Here is a 21,336-nt window from a genome sequence, read left to right on the forward strand (position 1 = left end):
TTACACCATAAGGATAATAAGAGTGGTCACAAAGTTTCGTCCCAATGTATTAAAAACTGCCACTGTACTTGCACTGCTCTGCCTTACTGCCTGCGGAGGCGGTGGCAGCGGTGATAGTAGTAGCAGTAGTAGTAATAGCGGCGGAAGTAGCGGTAGTAGTAGCAGCGGAAGCAGTAGCAGTAGCAGTAGCAGCGGAAGTAGTGGAAGTAGTGGAAGTAATGGTAGTAGTAGCAGCGGAAGCAGCAGCGGCGGGTCGAACGAAAACAGCGCTCCAGTAGTTGGCGACGCGGAATTTACTACCGACGAAGATACCCCACTGGAAGGCAACATCTCCGCATCCGACCCAGATGAAGACAGTCTCTCTTATGAAGTAAATGTCCCTCCCTCCCACGGCCGGATTAACCTGACCGAGGCAGGACACTTCAATTTCTTACCGGATGCCGACTTTTATGGCGCCGATTCATTTCAGGTACACGTCAGCGATGGTGTCAACGAACCCGCAACCTCCACGATTTCCATTACCGTCAGACCGGTAAACGATGCCCCAAGTATCCAGCCGGCAACCGCCGCCACAAGAAATGACGCTCCGATTACGCTGACGCTGGATGCAAGTGATATAGATGAAGATCCACTGACCTACCAGATAGTACAAGCGCCCCAGCAGGGCGAGGTGACCCTCAATGAGGACGGCACCCTGACCTATCAACCTAATAGCGGAATTACCGGGCCCGACCAGTTTACGATTGAAGCCTCGGATTCCATTGAGACCGCGACCGCCCTCATCACCATTGAAAATGGTCTGGCCTACATGGGTCAGGTAGTCGGTGACCTTAGTGATACGGGGCAGATTGAAATTATCCTGTCCTCAGCTTCCGAACTAATGAGAACGGTGCCCGATACTTCGGGCGCGTTTCGGTTCTACTCGGTGCCAGATGGTGACTACAGCGTAAAAGCAAGAGCCGCAGGCTATCAGTCAGCGCCGGCAAAGACACTTCAGCTCAACGGCTTGCCCACAACGTTGACGGATTATGGCGATGGCTTGAATACGTTTGAGCTTTCACCCATTCCCGCGACCGGATTTCATTTTCACTGGGAAGAAGACCAGAGCCTCGCCGGCTACGATTATTCGAGTCATTTGAATGAGCCGGTTACGGTCGAGTTCCTCGGTGAGTCTATTTCCGTAATAGACGAGTCGGCTGCACAGCAACTCCAACACGACTACAACATCCTTCTTGTTGATGGCGAGAATACGGCCTGGACACAGGAGCATGCCTATCGGCTGCTGGAAACCCTGAAAAGCATTCCGCAAACGATTCGCGAGTACGATAAGCCGCAACAGCTGCCCGCTTCCAAATGGATACTGAGTAAAGATCACCAGGAAGATGACATTGAGATCACCACCACAGGCAGTAACACGTCGGTGATTATTTCGGATAAGGCCTTTGTGAATGCCGAGCCGAGGCTCGCGGCCATCGATGGCAAACGAGGTTCCTATTATTCCCAGCGCCTGCACCATGCGCTGGTGAGGTTTGTGACCGATAACGGGGCCGATGTCGGTGCCTACGAAAAAATCCTCAATGAACGCTTTGGCCTGAGCACGCTTGTACCCGATTATTCCGCACTGACAGCTTCGACAACCGCTGAATATGAAGGCAGGTTTCAGCAGTTCCACCCGGAAGAAATTGTTCAGATCATCAATATGCTGGAGGAAATGCCGCGAGGTATGCACAAGCTTCCAGAGCTGAAATATCTATTGCGACGACTCGACGGCACTTCACACCCTCTCTATGGTGACGCACCTGCCGTCGCCTGGCCCACTGCCGGGTATATTGAATTTATGGAGAGCGGGTTCAACACCTCGTCCATTAGCTATGCGCACCGTTTGATCATTCATGAGAAGTCCCATTTCCTGTGGGAACATCAGTTTGACGAGCAGCTTAGAAGTGACTGGATACAACTCGGTGGCTGGTACCCGGACAGCACCAGCGAGAGTGGCTGGTCCACGACCGAGCAGACCAGCTTTGTATCCGCCTATGCACACCTGAAAAATCCGGATGAAGACATGGCGGAATCTATTTCCTACTTTGTCATCAATCCGGATCTGCTCAAGTCCCGCGCGATTATGAAGTACGAATTTGTGCGCGACCGCATCATGCAGGGCAATATTTATCTCAGCCAAATCCGCGACGACCTCACCTTCCAGGTCTACAACCTGTTCCCGGATTATGTGTTCCCGGGGAAGATCAAGCGCGTGGATATTCGCGTGGAAGGCGCCCCGGAAGAGGACAAACGAGTCACGGTCGAGATTGAGCTACACGCGTTGGATACGGAGCTCGAAGGGGCAAAACACGCGTTTATGCGTATCTCCAGTGAAATTGGAACCTTTACCGACCTCTACCTGTATCCGGTAGATGAACAGGGCAATACTGTTCCTGATGGGCTTGGCAGCACCCTTCGCGGCTCGTTTGAGCTGAGCAAGCATGCCAAATCAGGCTATTGGCGGACACCACAGATCGTGATTACCGATGCGGTCGGCAACCAGCGCATGGAAGGCATCAACGATTTTGGCTGGCAGCTATACATCGACAACCCGCAGGAAGATGTCACACCGCCAGCATATGCGCCCAATACCGCGCGCCTGACCAAGTCGGTGACCACCATGGAGGGGCAGGAGGTCCAGGTCATTCACGCCTATTGGGGAGTCGAGGAGGACACCAGTCTCGAGCCGTACAACCCCTGTTACGCCTCTCTCAACGACGAAATCCCTGAAACCTACCGGTTCGAGGAGTACGGCACCTTTGACACCAGCAACGAGCGCTGCCAGGTGGATTTTGTTATGCCGCACTATATGCCGACGTCCACCTACCGGATGAATCAGATATCGATACTGGATATTGCCCTGAACAGGTCGAGTATCTACTTCACCTCCCCGGGAGATCCGGCAAGCGGCGAGGACGTCCTGGACGAGCCACCTGCGCAGATTGAACTCGTCACCAACAACCCTGATGTGGAACCACCACAGCTGGATCTGACCGATATTACTGTTGAGGCGACGCCCATCAACCCTGAGTCACCGAACGGTGAGACCCTGGTCACCCTGACCTTCAGAGTAAAGGACAATATCTCCGGCTACCGGATTGCCGGCTTGATGCTGCGCGATCCTCAGGGGGGCGAGCATCACTACTGGGCGTACAACGAGGGAACCTGGTCCCTCTTCCCACAGGAAGATCCAACGCTCTGGCAGACCTATACGCGATCCATCATCCTGCCCGCGGGCTCCGCACCCGGCACCTGGGGCGTGGCGGAGATGACGATCTACGACCGGGCAAGCAACTTCAAGTCCTATGATTTCACGGAGATCGTGCACTTTGATGTGATAGATGGGATTTGACGGAGGTCGGAAAGACGCCCTGCAGGGAATGCACAACGGGAATTGAACAAGAGAGCCGCGGGATGATTCGCGGGGTCGCCTGTGCAGGCGCTCTGCGTCGCCTATGGCTCCTTGTGAGCCGGGAACTATGCTCCCATCGCGCTAGGCTCGGCCAAACAAAAAACCCCCGTACCTTTCGGTACGAGGGTTTTGTGTTTGGTGGAGCCTAGCGGGATCGAACCGCTGACCTCAACACTGCCAGTGTTGCGCTCTCCCAGCTGAGCTAAGGCCCCAAATTTGGGTTGCTTTCGGATGACGTTTCCGTCGAAAGCGGGGCGCATTTTAACAATGCTTGGCGGGCTGTCAACAAGAAAAATAACTTTTTAATCAAATAGTTAGGGACCAGACCGTCATGCCGACCAAAACCGGCATGACGGTACGCCGAATCAGCCCAGGGAGGCGTATTCCTTTTCCCAGCGCTTCAGTACTTTCTTGCCGGCGCCACCCAGTACGTCGATGGCCTGGCGCAGGCGGGCACGGCTGAGATCCGCACCCAGCAGGTCCATGGCATCCATGACCGAGAAGGACGCGGTGGTTCCGCTGATGGCGACAAACAGGGGCGCGTTGAAGTCTTTGAGCTTGATGTCCATCTGGGTAGACAGCTCTTTCACCGCGGCGAAAATGTTGTCTTTGCTCCAGCTGCGCAGGGCTTCCAGGCGCCAGAGGGCAAATTGCAGTAATTTCTTCTGCTCTTCCAGCTCCAGCTTGTTGCCGGCGAAGCTCTCTTCGGTCAGCGGCAGTTTGCCGGCGGCGAGGAAGCTGACCAGCGGCATGAAGTCGCCGAAGGTTTCCATACGGCCTTTGGCGTGGGGCAGCACCTTCATCAGGTTGTCGCGGTTCAGCAGCCATTTCTGCAGACGATCGGCCAGGGCCGCGTCTTCCAGTTCACGGATCCACAGGCCGTTGAGCCAGCTCAGCTTCTCCACGTCGAATACCGGACCACCCAGGGACACACGTTTGATATCGAAGTGCTTGAGCATTTCGTCCAGGGTGAACTTCTCGCTCTCGTCCGGCATGGACCAGCCCATGCGGCCGAGGTAGTTCAGCAGGGCCTCAGGCATAAAGCCGGCGCGCTGGTAGTAAAGGATAGAGGTTGGGTTCTTGCGCTTGGACAGCTTGGTTTTGTCCGGGTTGCGCAACAGCGGCAGGTGGCACAGCACCGGCATTTCCCAACCGAAGTATTCGTACAGCAGTTTGTGCTTGGGCGCAGAGTTGATCCACTCCTCGCCACGCAGTACGTGGGTGATTTCCATCAGGTGGTCGTCGACCACGTTGGCCAGGTGGTAGGTCGGCATGCCGTCGGACTTGAGCAGCACCTGCGCATCTACCTGAGCCCAGTCAATTTCGATGGTACCGCGCAGCAGGTCGTCAATCACACAGGTGCCGCTTTCCGGTACATGCATACGCACAACAAAGGGCTCGCCCGCGGCTTTGCGCTTGGCGACTTCTTCTTCCGGCAGTGCCAGGTCGCTGGGCTTGAGGGTTACCCGGCCCGCTTCCTGTAATTGCGCGCGCAAGTGATCCAATTCTTCCGCGGTGCGGTAACAATGGAAGGCGTGGCCTTTGGCGACAAGCTCATCGCAGTACTTTTTGTAGATGTCACCGCGCTCACTCTGACGGTAGGGACCGTGCGGACCGCCCACGTCCGGGCCTTCCTGCCAGTCGAGACCCAGCCAGCGCAAGCTGTCGAGAATCGCCTGTTCAGATTCCGGGGTGCTGCGAACCTGGTCGGTATCTTCAATACGCAGTACAAACTGGCCACCCTGGGCCTGGGCAAAGCACTGGTTAAACAGAGCGATGTAAGCGGTGCCTACGTGGGGATCGCCGGTGGGAGAAGGAGCAATACGGGTTCTTACGGTCATTGGACGCCTGATCGGTTGAAGAAAATCAATTTGGCTGGTTTAGAGGCGCCGCATTATATCGCCGTGATCTGGAGGCGCACAGGGGATCAGGTGCAAGCCTCAAAACCTGTCCAACCTGCCCCGACAGACTAACGTTCGTCCGAGAACGACAAGTCAGAAAATATTCCGTGACTCAATTCACATAATTGGTAATATTGCCTCCAAGTCAACAAAATTGGAGGAAAAACCGCCAATTTGCTGTAGTAGACGCCAGGGAGTACTCATAAAATACGCACCCTGTATAACGGAAACGGTTAGTTATAACGACAACACTTTGGGATTTAGGGAAAGACCATGAAAAAAGCTCTTCTGTCCTTTTCTTTCGCGGCTCTGGCAATTGCAGGCGGGAAAGCTGCCGCTGATACCGAGTCTGCTACAAGCGACATCACTCTCGCCATCGAGCCGGTGATTTATATCGCCAATGTCGGTGCGATCGATCTGACTCCGGATCCCGCTGCTCCTGCAGCCGTATCGCAAGCTGATGATTACTGTGTAGCCGGTATCGGCTTTAGCAGCTATGTCATCAATTTCACCAGTGACAACGGCGAATTTGCTCTGTCTGACGGAAGCGGTAACAAGATCGATTACACCGTCGGCTTTGATGATGTAGCAAGCTCTGGCGGCTCCCCGGTGTACGCCCCTGCGGATTACAACACGGATTACAATACCCAGAGCAAAGCCGATACCAGCTGCTCGGGCACCACCGAAAACGCCAGCTTCCAGATCTCGGTAGCTCAAGCTGATTGGCAAGCTCAATCAACTGCGCTGGACAACGGCAATCAGTTTACCGACACCCTCACGATTACTGTTACTACAGAATAACTCCGCGCACAGCTGGGAGGTGGGATTTCTCACCTCCGGTTTCCGACAATGGCGCTGACACACCCCAAACGCATACTGGCCCTTGCCTGGCTAGCGCTATCCGGGTTTAGCTACCCTGGGCAGCCCTTTGCTGCGACTGCTGCATTGGTGCTGGAAAGTGGTGTGCCGGAGGGTTTCGCGGAGCTGACAGAACCTCGGCAACTTGTCGCTGACCTGTATTTTGGTGGGAAGCCAATTGGTGCGGCCGAGGTCGTTGTTACACCGGACTCCGTGCAATTCAGTAATCCTGCGTCAGTACTTCAGTTATTACCTGAGACGCTCGAACCCGAAACAGTACTCGCCGAGCTGACACACCCTCAGCCACCAAATGCGCATAAAATTTGCCGAACTCGAAAGCAGCAGGATTGCGGAGTAATCACTACCGACAGTCTCGCGGTCATCTACGACGACACCAGATACCGCCTCGACCTGTTTTTGTCACCGGCTTGGCTCCCTCGCCAGAACGAAATACATGACCCCTTCCTGCCAGAAGCGAGCAGCGATTTATCGTTTGTACAGCAACTGTCAGGAAGCTGGTCCGGCGTAAGCAGTGAAAATTTTCCTGACTCTCGCAGCTACAATCTGGCCGGCAAAACAATCTTTGGGGTCGGTGAAAGTGCCCTTTTGAGTCAATGGTCGACGACCGATGCGGGCAATGAACAAATTCACCAGTTGCAGTGGAGCCGCGACTACCGTGGGCAGGCCTATGCAATTGGCTTAATGCAACCGATCGGCAGTTTTAGCAGCTTTGTCACCACGCCTTATTTGTATGGCTTGGAGTATCGCAGCTCCATCAGAACACGCACCGACACCAGTCATCTGCAGGGCTCACCGCTGGAAGTGAACCTGCCCGTTCGAGGCCGCGTAGAGTTGCTCAGGGATAACCGGCTATTACACAGCGTACTCCTGGAAGCAGGTAATCACCTGCTAGATACAACTTTACTTCCCGCGGGCTCTTATGAAGTTGAAGTTCGGACTTTCGATGACACAGGCCGCCCCTTAAATACATTTACCACTTTTTTTGCCAAAGACGCCTTGCTTCCCCCACCGGGAGAGTGGCGCTGGGCTATACAGGCAGGTCAGCCGGCCTATTCTGATCTGAAACAGGTATTACCCCAGCGTATTGAAGATCATTTTGTTCAGGCAAGTATTGCCCGCAGGGTCGGGGACGACATTGGGGTTTTCTCGACACTTGCCGCAACCGAAGGCGTCCAGCTTATGGAAGCCGGAGCTCGCTGGGTAACGCCGCACCTCGAAATATCACCCAGCCTGGTAAAAGCCACAGACGGGCGCAACGGGCATCGTATTCAGGGTTTATTTCACGGCGACTTTTTCACGCTGAACATGTCCGATTTAAAATTGGACGGCACTCGGTCCGAGCCTTTAGTAAACCAATATGCACTGCTCCCCACGGGCCAACGCCAACAGAATGCAAGCCTTACTACAAGGGCTCTCGGTGGCCAGTTGTCCATGCGATATAGTAAGCGCGACCGCCCACAATCATTCGCCACCTCAGAGATTGATACCGAAAATACATTCAATCCCGCCAAACGGCTGGCAACACTCGAGTTCAACAAACTGATTCTCCGCACCCGACACTGGTTCGGCCGCCTGAACCTATCGTACGGAAAAGCAGATGGGGAAACCTACAGCAGTATTGGCGTTCAATTCCGAATGCGTGACCAACGTTGGCAGCACACAGCAAACCTGAATGCCGGCCGCGAATTGTCTGGTCAAACGGATACTCGGGGCGGCTATAGCGCCCAGTGGAACGATGGGGATCTCTGGGCTGCCGAGGTGGAACAACAGTTCAATGTTGAAGCCTCTTCAAATGAGCAATATCTCGAGAGCAGGTCTACGATGATTGATCGTCGCGGCAGCATAACGTCGAGTTTGCGATACATCGATGATGAAATTAATCGCGCACTCAACTACGTTGGTAGCTTCAGCACCAGCATAATGAGTACGGGCGATACTCATGCGTGGGGTGGAGGCCGGTCGTTTGATAGTGCCGTTATTCTTGATATCAATGGGAGTCCTGGCGATAAATTCGAAGTGCTTGTCGATGGAACACCCCATGGCTACGCACAAGGCGGCGACCGTACGGTTATCGATCTAGCGCCGTATCGCACATACGACCTGAGCTTGCGCCCATTGGGCGATGGCTTTTTCGAATACAGCGACGAGCGAGATGCATTGACGCTTTATCCCGGCAGTGTCACTCACGCCAACTATGACATCAAATCTCTCGTTGTCGTTATGGGAAGACTCCTGCGAGAAGGGAATCCCGTAACAAATACCAGTATATCTATCGGTGATTTCTCCACTAAAACCGATGATTTGGGTATTTTCCAGTTGGAGATGTATACCACACCACGCAATATGCGAGCGCCCTATCTACTTTGGGGAAATTGCAAAGTAGACCTGAACGAACAAACTTCAGGAGAAGACTGGTTGAACCTCGGGGACATCGAACTCGGTTCGGGCCAATGTGACAAACCCCTGCCACAGATTGCCGGAATTGAAGATGCGTAATTTCAACCTCAGCAATCTGGCCGCTCCACTGCTTCTGATGCTTGCACTTCTATGCCCTGCACCTGCCTATTCACAAAGTTGCAATGGCAATTTAGATGCGTGTGGCTTTCCCTCTGTCGTAAATCTGGACTCTGACGGGAGCCAATCCATTATTAACTTCTCTGTGCGAAGCCGCCAGGGTAGAAACTCCCCAAGAAATTATTACGTTCAGCTTTCCCAGACCACTGCCGTTAGTGGTAGCTATCTACTATATCCGGCGAGTGGCGAGGGTTCAGCGCTTGAAGTTGAAATTTCGTTCCAGCCCGAAGGTGGGGGCGTATATAACCTTTCTCCGTCGGACACCCCAAAAGGACCCTTTGGGGGCACACTGAATGAGACGCAAGCAGCACTGAGAATCAACGTGACTCCGGGACAAACGATTACGGATTCTCTTTATGAGGGGAACTTCGAATTCAACCTCATGCGGGATGATCCATTTTCCCCAGGTGCGACCGCACAGGCGACGTTTGTCGTGTCCATGTCGGTAACACCAACTCTTCAGCTTGCAGGCTTGGGCCCAGTAGATTTGAGCAACTCGGGTATCGCTTCTGGGCAGCCTTTAAGTAAGTCCGAAGATTTTTGCGTAGGCGGCGCGGGGTTCAGCGAATTTACGGTAAATCTATCCAGCTTGAATGGCAGCACTGGTGCAGGCGGAGGTACCTATCCATATACTCTGGTAGGTCAAAGCAGCGGGGAACAACTGTCCTATTCGGTTGCATTCACTGACGATCTTTCCGATCAGGTTGGCACGGAGCCTACCAGCAGTGGCGATATAACAACTCGATACCCATTGAAAGGCAATGCCGATTGCACCGCCGATACAGCCCGGATAATAGTGACAGTGATGTCTACGGAATGGAGTAAGGCGGCAGACGCAATATATACCGATATTCTGACCGTAACGGTTACCAGCTACTGAGCTTCTCAAAGATATTTGAATTTTCCCACTGACCCTGAAAGCAGGGATCATTCAAGTGGCAGCTTTAGAACGCCGCCCTCTGGCCCCCTCGTCTGTATCTTTATCTCTCCTCCCCCAGAGATTTCGCCAAGATCGAGCGAATTTTTCGCATAAACTCGACCGTGCACGTCAAGATTTTTACATCCCGAGCCGGCCTGGCAGTGTTCAACCTGAGCGACATCAGCATTTACATTGCCAAGATTCTTCAGTTTCCAGCCTTCACCTTCGCGAACAAGACGCAGGTCGTATGCACCGCTTTCGGGCTGAACAAAGACCAAAGCCTGGAATGCCACAAGCACTTTCAGGGCTGGCCTGTCGCTTTTGAGCGCGCCGACGACGGGCTTGAAAGTAACGCGGTACACTTTTTCTTCGGTCAGGTCCCGTTCCAAAGACATCAGTCGAAATCGCTTTTTCTCCCCCTGAGAAAGCACCGCTTTCGCAGGACTTACTAGCAACTTAAATTCCTTTGGGTCGACCACTCTAACCCTCTTTTCATCAGGCATACCCGGGTTATCAACCCGAAATATTTCCGTTTGCAAGTACAGAGTTTCCTGGTCCGGATTGGTAACCACAATGTCATCCCGGGAATGCGGTGAATCATCCAGGTACACAATTATTTTATCGAGGGACATCGCTGCCCAAGCTGGATTGGTCAGTAATAGGAAGGCCAGCGCTAGGATTTTATTCATGATCAGTTGCAGCAGTGGAAGTACGCGACCTATTCTAAACGCACTGAAAGGGGAAACAACTACAGCGCCTCAACAACCAGGCTATTTACTGCATTTTTGCCTGGTATGTGCAAACAGGATGCACCTGACGCCTTTCCCAAGATACGCTGCACCTGCAGGCTATCGGTCGCCAGTACTATCTGGTAGTCCGGTGCTGGCAAGTGCCCCACACATATCAGGTTCAAGCCACGGGTTTCTGAAGGGCGGATTTCTGCGCGTAACGGCATCGCCAGGACAATTTGTGCAGAGGCGGTGGAAGATACCGCCTCGGATAGTGCGGAAGGCACCAATGCCGGCCACGCGAGTCCTAGCAGTAGTGGTGTGAATCGACGTCCTCGGTCCATAGCGCCACGACCTAACCTCTAACAAGATTTTCCCTCCCATTTTCATTGTAGGCACCCGTATGCCTTCATAATTCAGCCTCAGCAAAAGCCGTGCACCCTTGCGCCAATTCCTCCTTGCAACCCACCCCACACCAACTATTTTTCAAATAGAGATTTCGCGGTATCTCCCACCTCTCCTATCCACACAATAAAGCCATACCCGGCGGGAACTCACATCGATGTTGATTGCGCATTTGGGCGACAAAATCCACCACCCGGAGAACACTTTGGCGGCGTTTGAAGCGGCCCATGGGCTGGGTGCCTGCGCGATTGCGACTGAAATTCAGTTCAGCAAGGAGCGCACCCCCTGGTGCTGTGCCGGGGAGGGAATGGATTTCACCAAGGTCGGGATTTCTGCGCCGCTGCACCGCCTGAAAGACCGGGACCTGAAAACACTGCCGATTAGCAGTTTTCAGCAACTGGTGGACTGGGCCAATCGCCACCGGCACCTGGAATGGTTTGTAGAGCTGAACACCGACACCCTCGCCCGGGTGGGCGCAGAGGCGGCCATCCGGCGGCTGCGGGAGGAGATTCCCGGCAGTACCGACGCCTTTGTACTGCTGACGTCAGACCTGCGCAGCTTGCGCCTGGCCCGCAGCCTGGGGTTCGATCTGGTTGCACTGCGTATTCCCAGCGTGGCCCGCTGCCTGTCTGCAGAGGTGGTTACGCTGGCGCCGGACTTTTTGCTGATTGACCAAAGCCATGTGGATTGCCAGGAGTTACCGCCAGGCCCATGGCAATGGGTGGTACACGAGATCAATACGGCCCAGGGCGCGGTACACTGGCGCCACCGTGGGGCACACCACATTCTCACGGGTAACCTGCCACTACTGATGCGCTCCCGGGAGGCCAGTAATGTCTACGGAATATGATGTTCTGGTAGTAGGCGCCGGCATCCAGGGTGCCGGTGTTGCCGAAGCACTGACTGCCGCCGGTTACCGGGTCGCCATTCTGGAACAGGAGGCCGTGGCGCATGGGACATCTTCCCGCTCTTCCAAGCTGATTCACGGCGGGTTGCGCTACCTGGAGAGCGGCCAGTTCTCACTGGTGTACGAATGTCTGAAGGAGCGCCGCTGGCTGCTCGCCCACAAACCGGACCTGGTGCATATGGTCCCCTTCCTGATCCCGGTGTATCGCCACAGCCGCCGTCCGGCGTGGAAGATTCGGCTGGGACTGACTCTTTACGCCCTGCTGGCGGGGCTTTTCTCACCCCATTCCCGTTTCCGCAGCATCTCCGTGAATGATTACGATGCGCTCTGCGGCCTCAACGGCGACGACCTGCTGGCGGTCTATCGCTATTACGATGCCCAGACCGATGACGCTGCCCTGACCCGTGAGGTGATCACCAACGCCCAGCGCGGTGGTGCCGAGCTGATCTGCCCCGGCAGCCTCGTAGGTGCCGAGGTCACTGACAAGTTCGTACTGGTGGATTACTTCCACGAGGGCCAGCTGAATACCCTGCACTGCCGCGCACTGGTGAACTGTTCCGGGCCCTGGATCGAGGATACCAACAGCAAGTGCGCCCCCAGCGCCAAGCTGCCCCCTTTGGAGCTGGTGGCGGGCACCCATATACAGGTGCCGCTGAAACTGGCAAACAAGATCTTTTATGTAGAAGCGGAAGACGGCCGCGCCGTGTTTGTGATGCCTTGGCAAGGGGAAACCCTGGTTGGCACCACCGAACGCCCTTACCACGGTGATCCCTCCGAAGTGGCGCCGACGCTGGAAGAAAAAGCGTATTTGCTGCGAACCCTGAAACAGTACTTCCCGGAAACCCGCCCACTGCAGTTGAACGAGCTGAGCGACAGTTTCGCCGGCCTGCGGGTGCTGCCCCACGCCAGCAGCAATCCCTTCTCCCGCAGCCGCGAGACCATGATCTGCTGCGACAACGACAAGCACCCCCATATTGTGGCCGTCGCCGGTGGCAAGCTGACCAGTTACCGCGCCACCGCGCGTGCGGTACTGAAAAAACTGCGCCCGGTCCTGGCCGGTCGCGCCGACTGGAGTCCGATCACCGCGAGCCAACCTGCGGATACAGAGCCGAGCGCCAAGGAGCGCAATCTCTAGCTGGCACAGGGGAATTGGGCAGCCGCACTGCCGGCAGTGCCTGTCACTCCAATCCATCAAAGGCCCAGCGCACCGCCATGACTTGTTATACTGCGCGGAGATTTACCGCCTGACAGTCGTTTTATGCCTGAAACATCCCCCCTCGCTACCCGCCCGCACACTGCCGGCACCGCCACTGCGGTTTCCCACCGCTTCTGCACTGCCCCTTTGATGGACTGGAGTGACAGGCACTGCCGTTACTTCTGGCGCCAGTTCAGCAAGCATGCCCTGCTATATACCGAAATGGTCACCACCGGCGCCATTCTGTTCGGGGATCAGGAGAGTCACCTGGATTTTGATGCGGCGGAACAGCCAGTAGCCCTGCAGCTGGGCGGCAGTGATCCCGAGGATCTGGCGCGCTGTGCACAGATTGCCGAGCAGTGGGGCTATAGCGAGGTGAACCTGAACTGTGGCTGCCCCAGCGACCGGGTGAAGAAAGGCCGCTTTGGCGCCTGTCTGATGGCGGAGCCGGATCTGGTGGCCGAGTGTCTGGGCGCGATGAAAGGTGCAGTTTCGATTCCGGTCACGGTGAAACACCGCATCGGTATCGACGATATGGAAGACTACCCGGGACTGACCCGCTTTGTGGAAGCCCAGGCCAAAGCCGGCATCGACACCTTTATCGTCCACGCCCGCAAGGCCTGGCTGAATGGCCTCAGCCCGAAAGAAAACCGCGAGGTACCGCCACTGAAATACGACATGGTGTACCAGCTGAAGCAGGACTATCCAGACCTTGAAATTGTGCTGAATGGCGGCATCAATTCCATTGACGAGTGCCTGCAACATTTACAGCGATTAGATGGTGTTATGCTCGGGCGTGCGGCTTACCAGACGCCGGGCATTCTGGCACAGGTGGACGCGACCCTGTTTGGCGGTGAGCCCGGGCCGACACCGGCGGCGGTGGTTCAGCGGATGTTGCCCTATATCGAAAACGAATTGAGCAAGGGGCAGCGACTCAATCACATAACCCGGCATATGATGGGTTTGTTCCAGGGGGTACCCGGTGCACGGCGTTTTCGCCGGCACCTGAGTGAGCAGGCACACACCGCGGGGGCTGGTCCGGAAGTACTGGAGCAGGCGTTGGCACTGGTGACCGACGCCGCATAAGAAATTCGAACGATTGATATAAGGAAGTGGGGAAGATGAACAAACTGGAACAACTCAAGCAGCGCAGCCTGGTGGTGGCCGATACCGGCGATATTGAAGCCATTCGCCGCTATCAGCCGCAGGATGCGACCACCAACCCTTCCCTGCTCTACAAAGCCGCACAACTGCCGCAGTACGAACAGCATGTAAAAGATGCCCTGAGCTGGGCGGAGAAGAACGGCGGCGATGTGATCAATCAGGCCTCCATGAAGCTGGCGGTGGCCATTGGCTGCGAGATTCTGCAGCTGGTGCCCGGTGTGGTTTCTACCGAGGTGGATGCACGCCTGTCCTTCGACACCCGCGCCAGTATTGAGTACGCGCGCAAATTGATTGCCATGTACCAGCAGGCCGGTATTGATCGCGAGCGGGTGCTGATCAAGCTCGCCTCCACCTGGGAAGGTATTGCCGCAGCAGCGGTACTGGAGCAGGAAGGTATCCACTGTAATCTGACCCTGCTGTTCAGCCAGTGCCAGGCCGTTGCCTGCGCCGAGGCCGGAGTTACCCTGATCTCGCCCTTTGTGGGCCGCATTCTCGACTGGTACAAGGCCAGCACCGGGCGCGACGACTACACTGCACAGGATGACCCGGGTGTGGTTTCCGTGACCAGTATCTACGAGTACTACAAATCCCGCGGCTATCCCACTATTGTGATGGGTGCCAGCTTCCGCAATACCGGAGAAATTGAAGCCCTGGCGGGCTGCGACAAACTCACCATCAGCCCGCAACTGCTACAGGAATTGCAGGACGATAACGGCGAGTTGGCCGCCGGCCTCAACAGCGACATTGCCAGCCAGCCGGCGCCGGACACCCAGTTGCAGGAATCCGAGTTCCGCTACCAGCTGAATGCCGATGCCATGGCCACGGAAAAGCTGGCCGAGGGTATCCGCAACTTTGTCGCCGACCAATTGAAGCTGGAAGAACTGCTGAAAAAAGCCCGCTGAAACTCCCAACAGGGTTTTCGGCCTACACCACGCTGACAACAGAAGACTAAATAACACCACTTGAGAAAGGAGCCCGCGATCATGCTGCAACAGATTCGAAAACTGTTTGAACAGATTGGCCGCGGGGAAAGTGTGGAAGTGCGCACGGAAAAAGACGTGCGCATGATCAGTGCGGCTTTGCTGGCAGAAATTGCCACTGCTGACCAGAAGGTGGATGACCGCGAGCGGGCGGCACTGGAACAGTTGCTACAGGAACACTACCAGTTAGATGGTGACACCGCGCAATCCATGGTCGAGCGCGCACTGACCGAGCGCCACGAGGCCACTTCCCTGTATGAATTTACCCAGTCGGTGAACACCAACTTCAGTGAGCGCGACAAGTACCTGCTGGTAAAGCAGATGTGGCAGGTGGCTTTTGCGGACGGTGAGATAGATGCGTTTGAAGAGCATCTGATACGGCGGGTAGCGGAGCTGATTTACCTGCCCCACGGGTTGTTTACCCGCGCCCGCGCAGAGGCCCGGGACGGGGACAGCTGATCCCGACCGGGTCCTTTTTAACGTTCAATCAGTGGGATACGGCCTTTTTCGGGCCTGCTGCGGTATGCGCAGCCTGCTCGGTTTCCAGCGCGTGCACCAGATCGCGGAAGGTGGCTTGGTTCTGCTCGTTCATACTCATTAGCACCCGATGTGCTTCCAGTACCATTTCACGAGCGGTGTGCTCATCCGGCGCGTTGCACTTGAGCGGTGCAGGCTCTGCCAGATAGGCGTCATTGTGGGCGTCGCTGCTGATATCCATCAGTGCTTCAAAACCCATGGAATCCAGCAAGTGCAACAGGCCGCGGTTATCGCAAAGCACCAGCGGTTTGGACACGCCGCGCTCTTCCGCGCGAATGGCGATCTTCGCCATCAGGCCCAGGGTCGTGCTATCCACGCCCTCCGCGCCATTGAGGTCGAAAACCACGCCACGAAAGTCGCCGTGAGAGAACATCTTGTCGATAAAGTTATCGAAAGACGTGCAAAGATTGAGGCGCACATCGCCCACCAGTTTGACAACATAGATGCCCTGGTGGTCACCAACCATTATCTGCCCGGACTGCATAGTAACCTCAAACACACCCTGCCCTTGTCCCGAGCGAAGATGCGAGATGGATAAGTTGCGGCTTGTGACCGCGCACAGTTCCTTGTGCAAGCGTAGCCAACCGGCCGGGGCCTAACCCGGTGCCAATTGACTCCAAAGTGGGCGGAGCTTACTCCTGCCCACTTGCGCTGACAAGACCAGTGTGAACGGGCGCACAATTATGACCAGACAGTCCGGAGCAACTGCTTCAATCTCCGGCACAGGCTACAGTGCTTGTTCAAGCCCGCAGCCGCCGATCTCACAGGCACCCTGCCCACGTACATCAGTCTCGGGCACCCCCAATGAACCCAACATGAACGACCTCAGGCGGCTGTTAACCACCGCTTTTGCATGAAGATTCGAGATGTTCCGTAAACCGGGAAAAGGCTGCAAAAAGCAGGCCGCTATGCCCGCTCGTCTTGCCTTAGGGTGAGAATGGTAATGTCGTCGGGGAAGGATTCGGCGGTATCCACCTTGAGGGCAGCGCAAAGGCTTTCGAGGTCGCCCCGGCTGTGATCGATCTTTTGCAACAGCTCCTGCTCCTTCTGCAGCAGGTCTCCGGGCAGTAATTCGAGTACACCGTCAGAACAGGCCACCAGTCGCCAGTTGGCGGGCAGATTGCAGTGGCGCACTTCCCAGTCGCCGCGCTCAAACAGACCCAGCGGGCGGCCCTTGCCCTCAAGCCAGCGAGCACCGTCGCGGGTCACCAGCGCTGGCACCGGTACCTGCCCGGCTACCGCGTAGTGCAGCTGGCGCGCGCGGCTGTCCACAACGCCGACGAACATACTGGCGTGCTTGTCCAGGCGGGTACCGAGTAGCTCCTTATTGATCATCGTCAGGATATCCGTAAGGTCACTGTCGATGGTATCGAGCTGACTGAACAGGGGGCGCTCGCGCAGCAGGTGCATGATGCTGTGTTTGATCAGGGCAGTCACGAGCGCGGAGGAAACACCGTGGCCGGACACGTCGACCAGATAGAAGGCGACAAAGCGCTCGCCAAAAAGCCCGTAGTCGATGAAATCGCCACTCAGGTAGAGGGATGGCAGCAGGCGGTAGGCCGCCTCGATACCGGCGGGGTACTGGTAGGGGGTGCGCGGCAGCAGATGCTGCTGCAACTGGCGGCCGGCCTCATGGTCGCGCTGCAACAACGCGATATGGTCGTGCAGCTCGCGGTTGCGCTCTTCCAGTTGCTCGCGGTATTCGCGGTTCTGTTCCGCCAGGTCCCGGGCCTCGGTGATACGGGTAATCGCGTGTTCGATGACGGTAGCATCGGTGATCGGCTTGAGGATGTAGTCGCTGGCGCCCAGACGCAGGGCCTGCACTACGTCGTTCACTTCACTGTTGGAGGCAAGCACCACCACCGGGGTATCCGGCGACAGCCGCTTGATCTTGCGCAGAACTTCAAGGCCGCCCATATCCGGCAAATGCAGGTCCGTCACCACCAGCTCGTGAAACCCGGGAGAGAATTGACCAATGGCCTCTACGCCATTGGTCACCCGGGTCACTGTAAACCCGAGGCGAACAAGACTCTGGTGCACGAGTTTGCAGGAAGACTGGTCGTTGCAACCCAGAAAAAGGGCGCGTTTCTGAGAGACAGGTGTCAGCCCGGAATCGGCGGGCTGCACAGTGGGAGAGTCACCTGTCGCAGTAGTCATGATACAGGCACCGGTATAGGTCAAAGCCCACCGCTAACGCGCAGCATGTGGGCTTGTTTTTATTATTTGTGACTTCAGAAGTCGTATTCATCCAGGTCGCCGCCGAAATCGTCTTCCTGCTCGCCGTCGTTGATCAAAAATTCCCGCCGCTGAAGATAGGCGTCACGCATCAATACATAGCGATCGCCCTGCTGTACCAGTGCTTCTGCCTGCAGCAGGCTGGCGCGCGTTTGTATCACATCAACCATTTTCAGCGTGTATTCAACGGAGTTTTCGTCCACGTAGGTCAGCGGGTTGGTGTACCACTCTACCACTTCGCCGGGTACATCGCGCACGGTGGACGGCCCCATCATGGGAATGACCAGGTAGGGGCCGGAGGGCACACCCCACACTGCCAGTGTCTGGCCGAAATCTTCGCCATCACTGGGCTCCAGTCCCATGTGCTGGGCCACATCAAACAGACCGGCAATACCGATGGTGCTGTTGATCAGGAAGCGGCCGGTATCGTTGCCCGCCTGGCCCCATTTCCACTGCAGCACGTCGTTCAACACATTGTTGACCTCGTGCAGGTTGGAAAAGAAGTTGGTGACCCCGGATTGTACAAAAATCGGGGTTACTTGGCGGTAGCTGATGGCAACCGGCTTCAGGAACCAGCGGTCCGCAGTATCGTTGAAGCGGAACATGGCGCGATTGAACCCCTCCCAGGGGTCGCGATCTTCCGGTTCCTCGGCGCTGGCAAATTCACCCGCCGGGTCGAAGCCGTATTCGTCTTCAAGCTCTGAGCCGAAGTCGTCACCGGTATCCCCGGTAGTACCACTGGTTGCACCGCTGTCGTTGGCGCTATCACCAGTCCCCTCACCACCATCACCAAAGGGATCTACCTCATCGGCGCCCGATGCGGGTGGTGTCGGCGGTTTGGCCGGAGAAGTTGCAGAAGGAGACTCATTGGGAATCTCAGCGAAAGGATCTGACGCATCCTGCGCCAGCGCGATGGGTGCCGACAGCAGTGCCGTCAGGGCCAAGGCAGAAATTTGGGTGCGCTCAAGCAATTCCCTGCTCCTCGCAAAATAAAGTCGAATGTTCAAACCAGGATCTTAGTTTCCGTTTGCGCGATTTTAACACTGGCCGCTAAGCCAGCATAGCAGCTGACAATATTGGTCAATGCGGTTGTTAGGCGTGGTAATTAGCGAGTACCGCTCTGTGGCGGTTTGAACCCGGACAGGATATCCAGGTTGTGTAATTTTCTGAACAAATCGACCCCGAACGCCAGCAATTGCTCGGGGTCCGGGTGCTGAATGTCCGCCGCCAGCTTCTGTAATAACTGACGGCCACTCACGGGGGTATCGGAGTGAGATTCGGCCAACTGTAATAAATGTGCGGTAACACCGTTGGCTTCCAGGAACGCCACTGTATCAGCCCGATTGCGATAAACAACCAGAAACGTCGGCGTTTGCGGTGGGTCGACCGGCTGATACGCCGGGCCTATCTGGTGTACCGGGTAGTGATAACTGAGATTCCAGGCCAGCGGCGACACCAGTGGCGCCCATTCCAGCATTTGCTGCGGTGTGTATTCTCCAGGTAAATTATCCGGGAAAATCGACTCGCTAACGTCCAGTGCCAGCTCTACCCATTCGTAGTGGGCCAGCTCCAGCATAAACGGCGGATCCTGCTCGCTGCCCGACGCGCCGCTGCGCTCATGCTGTAGATATTGCAGAAACTCTTCACTGATCTGCAAAAAATACGGACTTTCTGATTGGTGCCGCTGTACAAAGTCCCGCACCATGGCATGCCAGTGCGCATCCTCGCTAATACTGCGCAATACCGGAAAGCCACCGGCAATAAAGGATTCGATATTGTTGTAAATCAGGTCGCGGTAAATACCCATGCGGCGGTCTTCAATACCCGCCGGCGCTTCCACGTCTGCCGGCGCGCGCAGGTGAGCGGCAAAATAGGTCTGCATCAGCTGGAAGCCGGCTTCTCCGTCTTTCTCGCTTGCCTCTTTCTTACTCTCGTCTTTAACGGCCACGATGCACCTCCAGGGTCGCCGCCGGTGCACCTTGTGACATCTCCAGTTGCGGCGATCTACTCGCCCACGCTGAAGTGCGCCACGGCTGTTGATAACCGCGAATATGCTCTACTTCGCGACACAGTTCTGGCAGTGGTGGGATATTAAAATCGCGCTCCAGCAAGGTCGGAATGGGACCGAATGCCTCATAGGCGCGCTGCAGCAATTGCCACACCGGGTCGATCACCGGCGCACCGTGGGTGTCCACCTTCAGGTCTTGCGCTTCGTCAAAATGCCCCGCCACATGGGCATAGCGAATGCGCTCCGGGGGCAGCGCCAGTAAAAAGGCTTCTGCATCGTAGCGATGATTGATGGCATTGACGTAAATATTGTTGACGTCCAGCAGCAGATCACAGTCGGCTTCAGCAAGCACCGCCTGGAGGAATTCCAGCTCGGACATTTCCTGCCCGGGCGCCGCGTAGTAGGAAACATTTTCCATCGCAATGCGCTGTTCCAGAATATCCTGTACCCGGCGAATGCGGCCGGCCACATAGCGCACCGCCTCTTCGGTGAAGGGGATCGGCAACAGGTCGTAGAGATGTCCGTGGTCAGAGCAGTAACTCAGGTGTTCGCTATAACAACGGATATTGTGGTTGCGGATAAACTGCTTGATGGAGCGCACCAGGGTTTCATCCAGTGGTGCGGGAGAACCGATAGACAGTGAAAGACCGTGGCTAACAAACGGAAAGCGCTCGGTATGTTCCCGAAACCAGCGGCCGTAGCGCCCGCCCACGCCAATCCAGTTTTCCGGTGCAACTTCGAGAAAATCTACCTGCTCCACAGACAACGTCTCACCCATCATTGAACGCCGCAGCCCGAGCCCGGCGCCCTGAACGGGGAATTGGTGAGGATTCGTTTTCATGTGATCAGGTGTTTAATGGGACTGGAAACGAGAGAAACAAAAATAAGAATTTTCGATGGCAGCAACCCGGCACTGCGCCAGGTTGCTACTGAAGGTCAGATTCAGGTAGCGATCAACCGCCGCACTTGCCTTCGCCGCATTTACCTTCTTTCTTTTTACCTTCACCACACTTGCCTTCGCCGCACTTACCTTCTTTCTTTTTACCTTCACCACACTTGCCTTCGCCGCACTTACCTTCTTTCTTTTTACCCTCGCCGCATTTGCCTTCGCCGCATTTACCTTCTTTCTTTTTACCTTCGCCGCACTTGCCTTCGCCGCATTTACCCTCTTTCTTTTTAGACTCATCATCCTGAGCCATTTTCAGGTTGTAACCGGCAGACAGCTCGGTGGCGGTAAAAGGATTGGCAGCGCTGGACACGCTCAGGGTGGCAGAGGCGATAAAAGCAGCACCAACGGCGGCTGCGAGTGGCAGGTTCTTCTTGTTCATGACATTTCTCCTTGGGAAATGGTCGTATCGAGTATGTGTTCACGCGAACGGCGCGAAAACCGCCGTTTCCGGATTATAGTTTGCCGGGAGTGGATTGGCTTAGCCCTTAGACCGGAGGTCCACTT

The 21,336-nt window shown here is 55.8% G+C and carries 18 protein-coding genes and 1 tRNA gene; 9 read left to right on the forward strand and 10 right to left on the reverse strand.

Translation table 11 applies throughout. From position 1 onward, the window contains the following. Window positions 1–22: 22 nt before the first annotated feature. The gene (locus GRX76_RS17030; protein WP_160154396.1) at window positions 23–3,391 is read left to right on the forward strand and encodes an Ig-like domain-containing protein; all 3,369 of its coding nucleotides are present in this window, start codon (window positions 23–25) and stop codon (window positions 3,389–3,391) included. A 196-nt stretch (window positions 3,392–3,587) separates the two neighbouring features. On the opposite strand, the gene GRX76_RS17035 is transcribed toward GRX76_RS17030, so the two are convergent. Beyond that, window positions 3,588–3,663, reverse strand: a tRNA-Ala gene (locus GRX76_RS17035). A gap of 153 nt (window positions 3,664–3,816) precedes the next feature. Further along, window positions 3,817–5,292 carry a glutamate--tRNA ligase gene (gene gltX / locus GRX76_RS17040; protein ID WP_160154397.1) on the reverse strand — a complete coding sequence of 492 codons (1,476 nt, stop codon included), beginning with the start codon at window positions 5,290–5,292 and terminating at the stop codon, window positions 3,817–3,819. A gap of 333 nt (window positions 5,293–5,625) precedes the next feature. Here gltX and GRX76_RS17045 point away from each other — a divergent pair, with 333 nt between their 5' ends. The 3 genes from GRX76_RS17045 to GRX76_RS17055 are packed head-to-tail and all read left to right on the forward strand — an operon-like array spanning window position 5,626 to window position 9,685. Then, window positions 5,626–6,153: a hypothetical protein gene (locus GRX76_RS17045; protein WP_160154398.1), complete on the forward strand. Its 528-nt coding sequence runs from the start codon at window positions 5,626–5,628 to the stop codon at window positions 6,151–6,153. Window positions 6,154–6,201: 48 nt separating this feature from the next. After that, window positions 6,202–8,727 carry a TcfC E-set like domain-containing protein gene (locus GRX76_RS17050; protein ID WP_160154399.1) on the forward strand — a complete coding sequence of 842 codons (2,526 nt, stop codon included), beginning with the start codon at window positions 6,202–6,204 and terminating at the stop codon, window positions 8,725–8,727. Further along, entirely contained in the window at window positions 8,720–9,685 is a 966-nt protein-coding gene (locus GRX76_RS17055; RefSeq protein ID WP_160154400.1) for a hypothetical protein, read from the forward strand. Before GRX76_RS17050 ends, GRX76_RS17055 begins: the two co-directional genes overlap by 8 nt. A 47-nt stretch (window positions 9,686–9,732) precedes the next feature. On the opposite strand, the gene GRX76_RS17060 is transcribed toward GRX76_RS17055, so the two are convergent. Then, window positions 9,733–10,413, reverse strand: coding sequence for a molecular chaperone (locus tag GRX76_RS17060; protein ID WP_160154401.1), 681 nt, complete (start codon window positions 10,411–10,413; stop codon window positions 9,733–9,735). Between the two features lie 59 nt (window positions 10,414–10,472). Then, complete coding sequence (locus GRX76_RS17065; protein ID WP_160154402.1) at window positions 10,473–10,796, reverse strand: hypothetical protein; 324 nt, start codon at window positions 10,794–10,796, stop codon at window positions 10,473–10,475. A 218-nt stretch (window positions 10,797–11,014) separates the two neighbouring features. Here GRX76_RS17065 and GRX76_RS17070 point away from each other — a divergent pair, with 218 nt between their 5' ends. From GRX76_RS17070 to GRX76_RS17090, 5 genes are all read left to right on the forward strand, one after another. Next, window positions 11,015–11,707 (forward strand): glycerophosphodiester phosphodiesterase family protein, encoded by a 693-nt coding sequence (locus tag GRX76_RS17070; RefSeq protein ID WP_160154403.1) that lies wholly within the window; start codon window positions 11,015–11,017, stop codon window positions 11,705–11,707. Beyond that, window positions 11,691–12,899, forward strand: coding sequence for a glycerol-3-phosphate dehydrogenase/oxidase (locus tag GRX76_RS17075; RefSeq protein ID WP_160154404.1), 1,209 nt, complete (start codon window positions 11,691–11,693; stop codon window positions 12,897–12,899). The genes GRX76_RS17070 and GRX76_RS17075 overlap by 17 nt, the downstream gene beginning before the upstream one ends. A 123-nt stretch (window positions 12,900–13,022) precedes the next feature. Further along, entirely contained in the window at window positions 13,023–14,045 is a 1,023-nt protein-coding gene (gene dusA / locus GRX76_RS17080) for a tRNA dihydrouridine(20/20a) synthase DusA (RefSeq protein ID WP_160154405.1), read from the forward strand. A gap of 35 nt (window positions 14,046–14,080) precedes the next feature. Beyond that, window positions 14,081–15,025, forward strand: a complete 945-nt coding sequence (gene tal, locus GRX76_RS17085) for a transaldolase (protein ID WP_160154406.1) — start codon at window positions 14,081–14,083, stop codon at window positions 15,023–15,025. Between the two features lie 81 nt (window positions 15,026–15,106). Continuing rightward, complete coding sequence (locus tag GRX76_RS17090) at window positions 15,107–15,562, forward strand: TerB family tellurite resistance protein (RefSeq protein ID WP_160154407.1); 456 nt, start codon at window positions 15,107–15,109, stop codon at window positions 15,560–15,562. Window positions 15,563–15,590: 28 nt separating this feature from the next. Here GRX76_RS17090 and GRX76_RS17095 read toward each other — a convergent pair whose 3' ends face one another. The 6 genes from GRX76_RS17095 to GRX76_RS17120 all read right to left on the reverse strand — a co-directional run bounded on the left by GRX76_RS17095 (window position 15,591) and on the right by GRX76_RS17120 (window position 21,211). After that, window positions 15,591–16,139, reverse strand: coding sequence for an STAS domain-containing protein (locus tag GRX76_RS17095; RefSeq protein WP_236250443.1), 549 nt, complete (start codon window positions 16,137–16,139; stop codon window positions 15,591–15,593). A gap of 407 nt (window positions 16,140–16,546) precedes the next feature. Continuing rightward, complete coding sequence (locus GRX76_RS17100; RefSeq protein ID WP_160154408.1) at window positions 16,547–17,797, reverse strand: PP2C family protein-serine/threonine phosphatase; 1,251 nt, start codon at window positions 17,795–17,797, stop codon at window positions 16,547–16,549. A gap of 74 nt (window positions 17,798–17,871) precedes the next feature. Further along, window positions 17,872–18,846 carry a VacJ family lipoprotein gene (locus GRX76_RS17105; protein ID WP_236250444.1) on the reverse strand — a complete coding sequence of 325 codons (975 nt, stop codon included), beginning with the start codon at window positions 18,844–18,846 and terminating at the stop codon, window positions 17,872–17,874. Window positions 18,847–18,980: 134 nt separating this feature from the next. After that, window positions 18,981–19,823, reverse strand: coding sequence for a DUF2063 domain-containing protein (locus GRX76_RS17110; protein ID WP_236250445.1), 843 nt, complete (start codon window positions 19,821–19,823; stop codon window positions 18,981–18,983). Then, window positions 19,813–20,724 carry a DUF692 domain-containing protein gene (locus GRX76_RS17115; protein ID WP_160154409.1) on the reverse strand — a complete coding sequence of 304 codons (912 nt, stop codon included), beginning with the start codon at window positions 20,722–20,724 and terminating at the stop codon, window positions 19,813–19,815. Before GRX76_RS17115 ends, GRX76_RS17110 begins: the two co-directional genes overlap by 11 nt. Before the next feature lie 112 nt (window positions 20,725–20,836). Continuing rightward, window positions 20,837–21,211: a hypothetical protein gene (locus GRX76_RS17120; protein ID WP_160154410.1), complete on the reverse strand. Its 375-nt coding sequence runs from the start codon at window positions 21,209–21,211 to the stop codon at window positions 20,837–20,839. Window positions 21,212–21,336: the final 125 nt, after the last annotated feature.

The sequence above is a fragment of the Microbulbifer sp. ALW1 genome (assembly GCF_009903625.1).
Taxonomy (GTDB): domain Bacteria; phylum Pseudomonadota; class Gammaproteobacteria; order Pseudomonadales; family Cellvibrionaceae; genus Microbulbifer.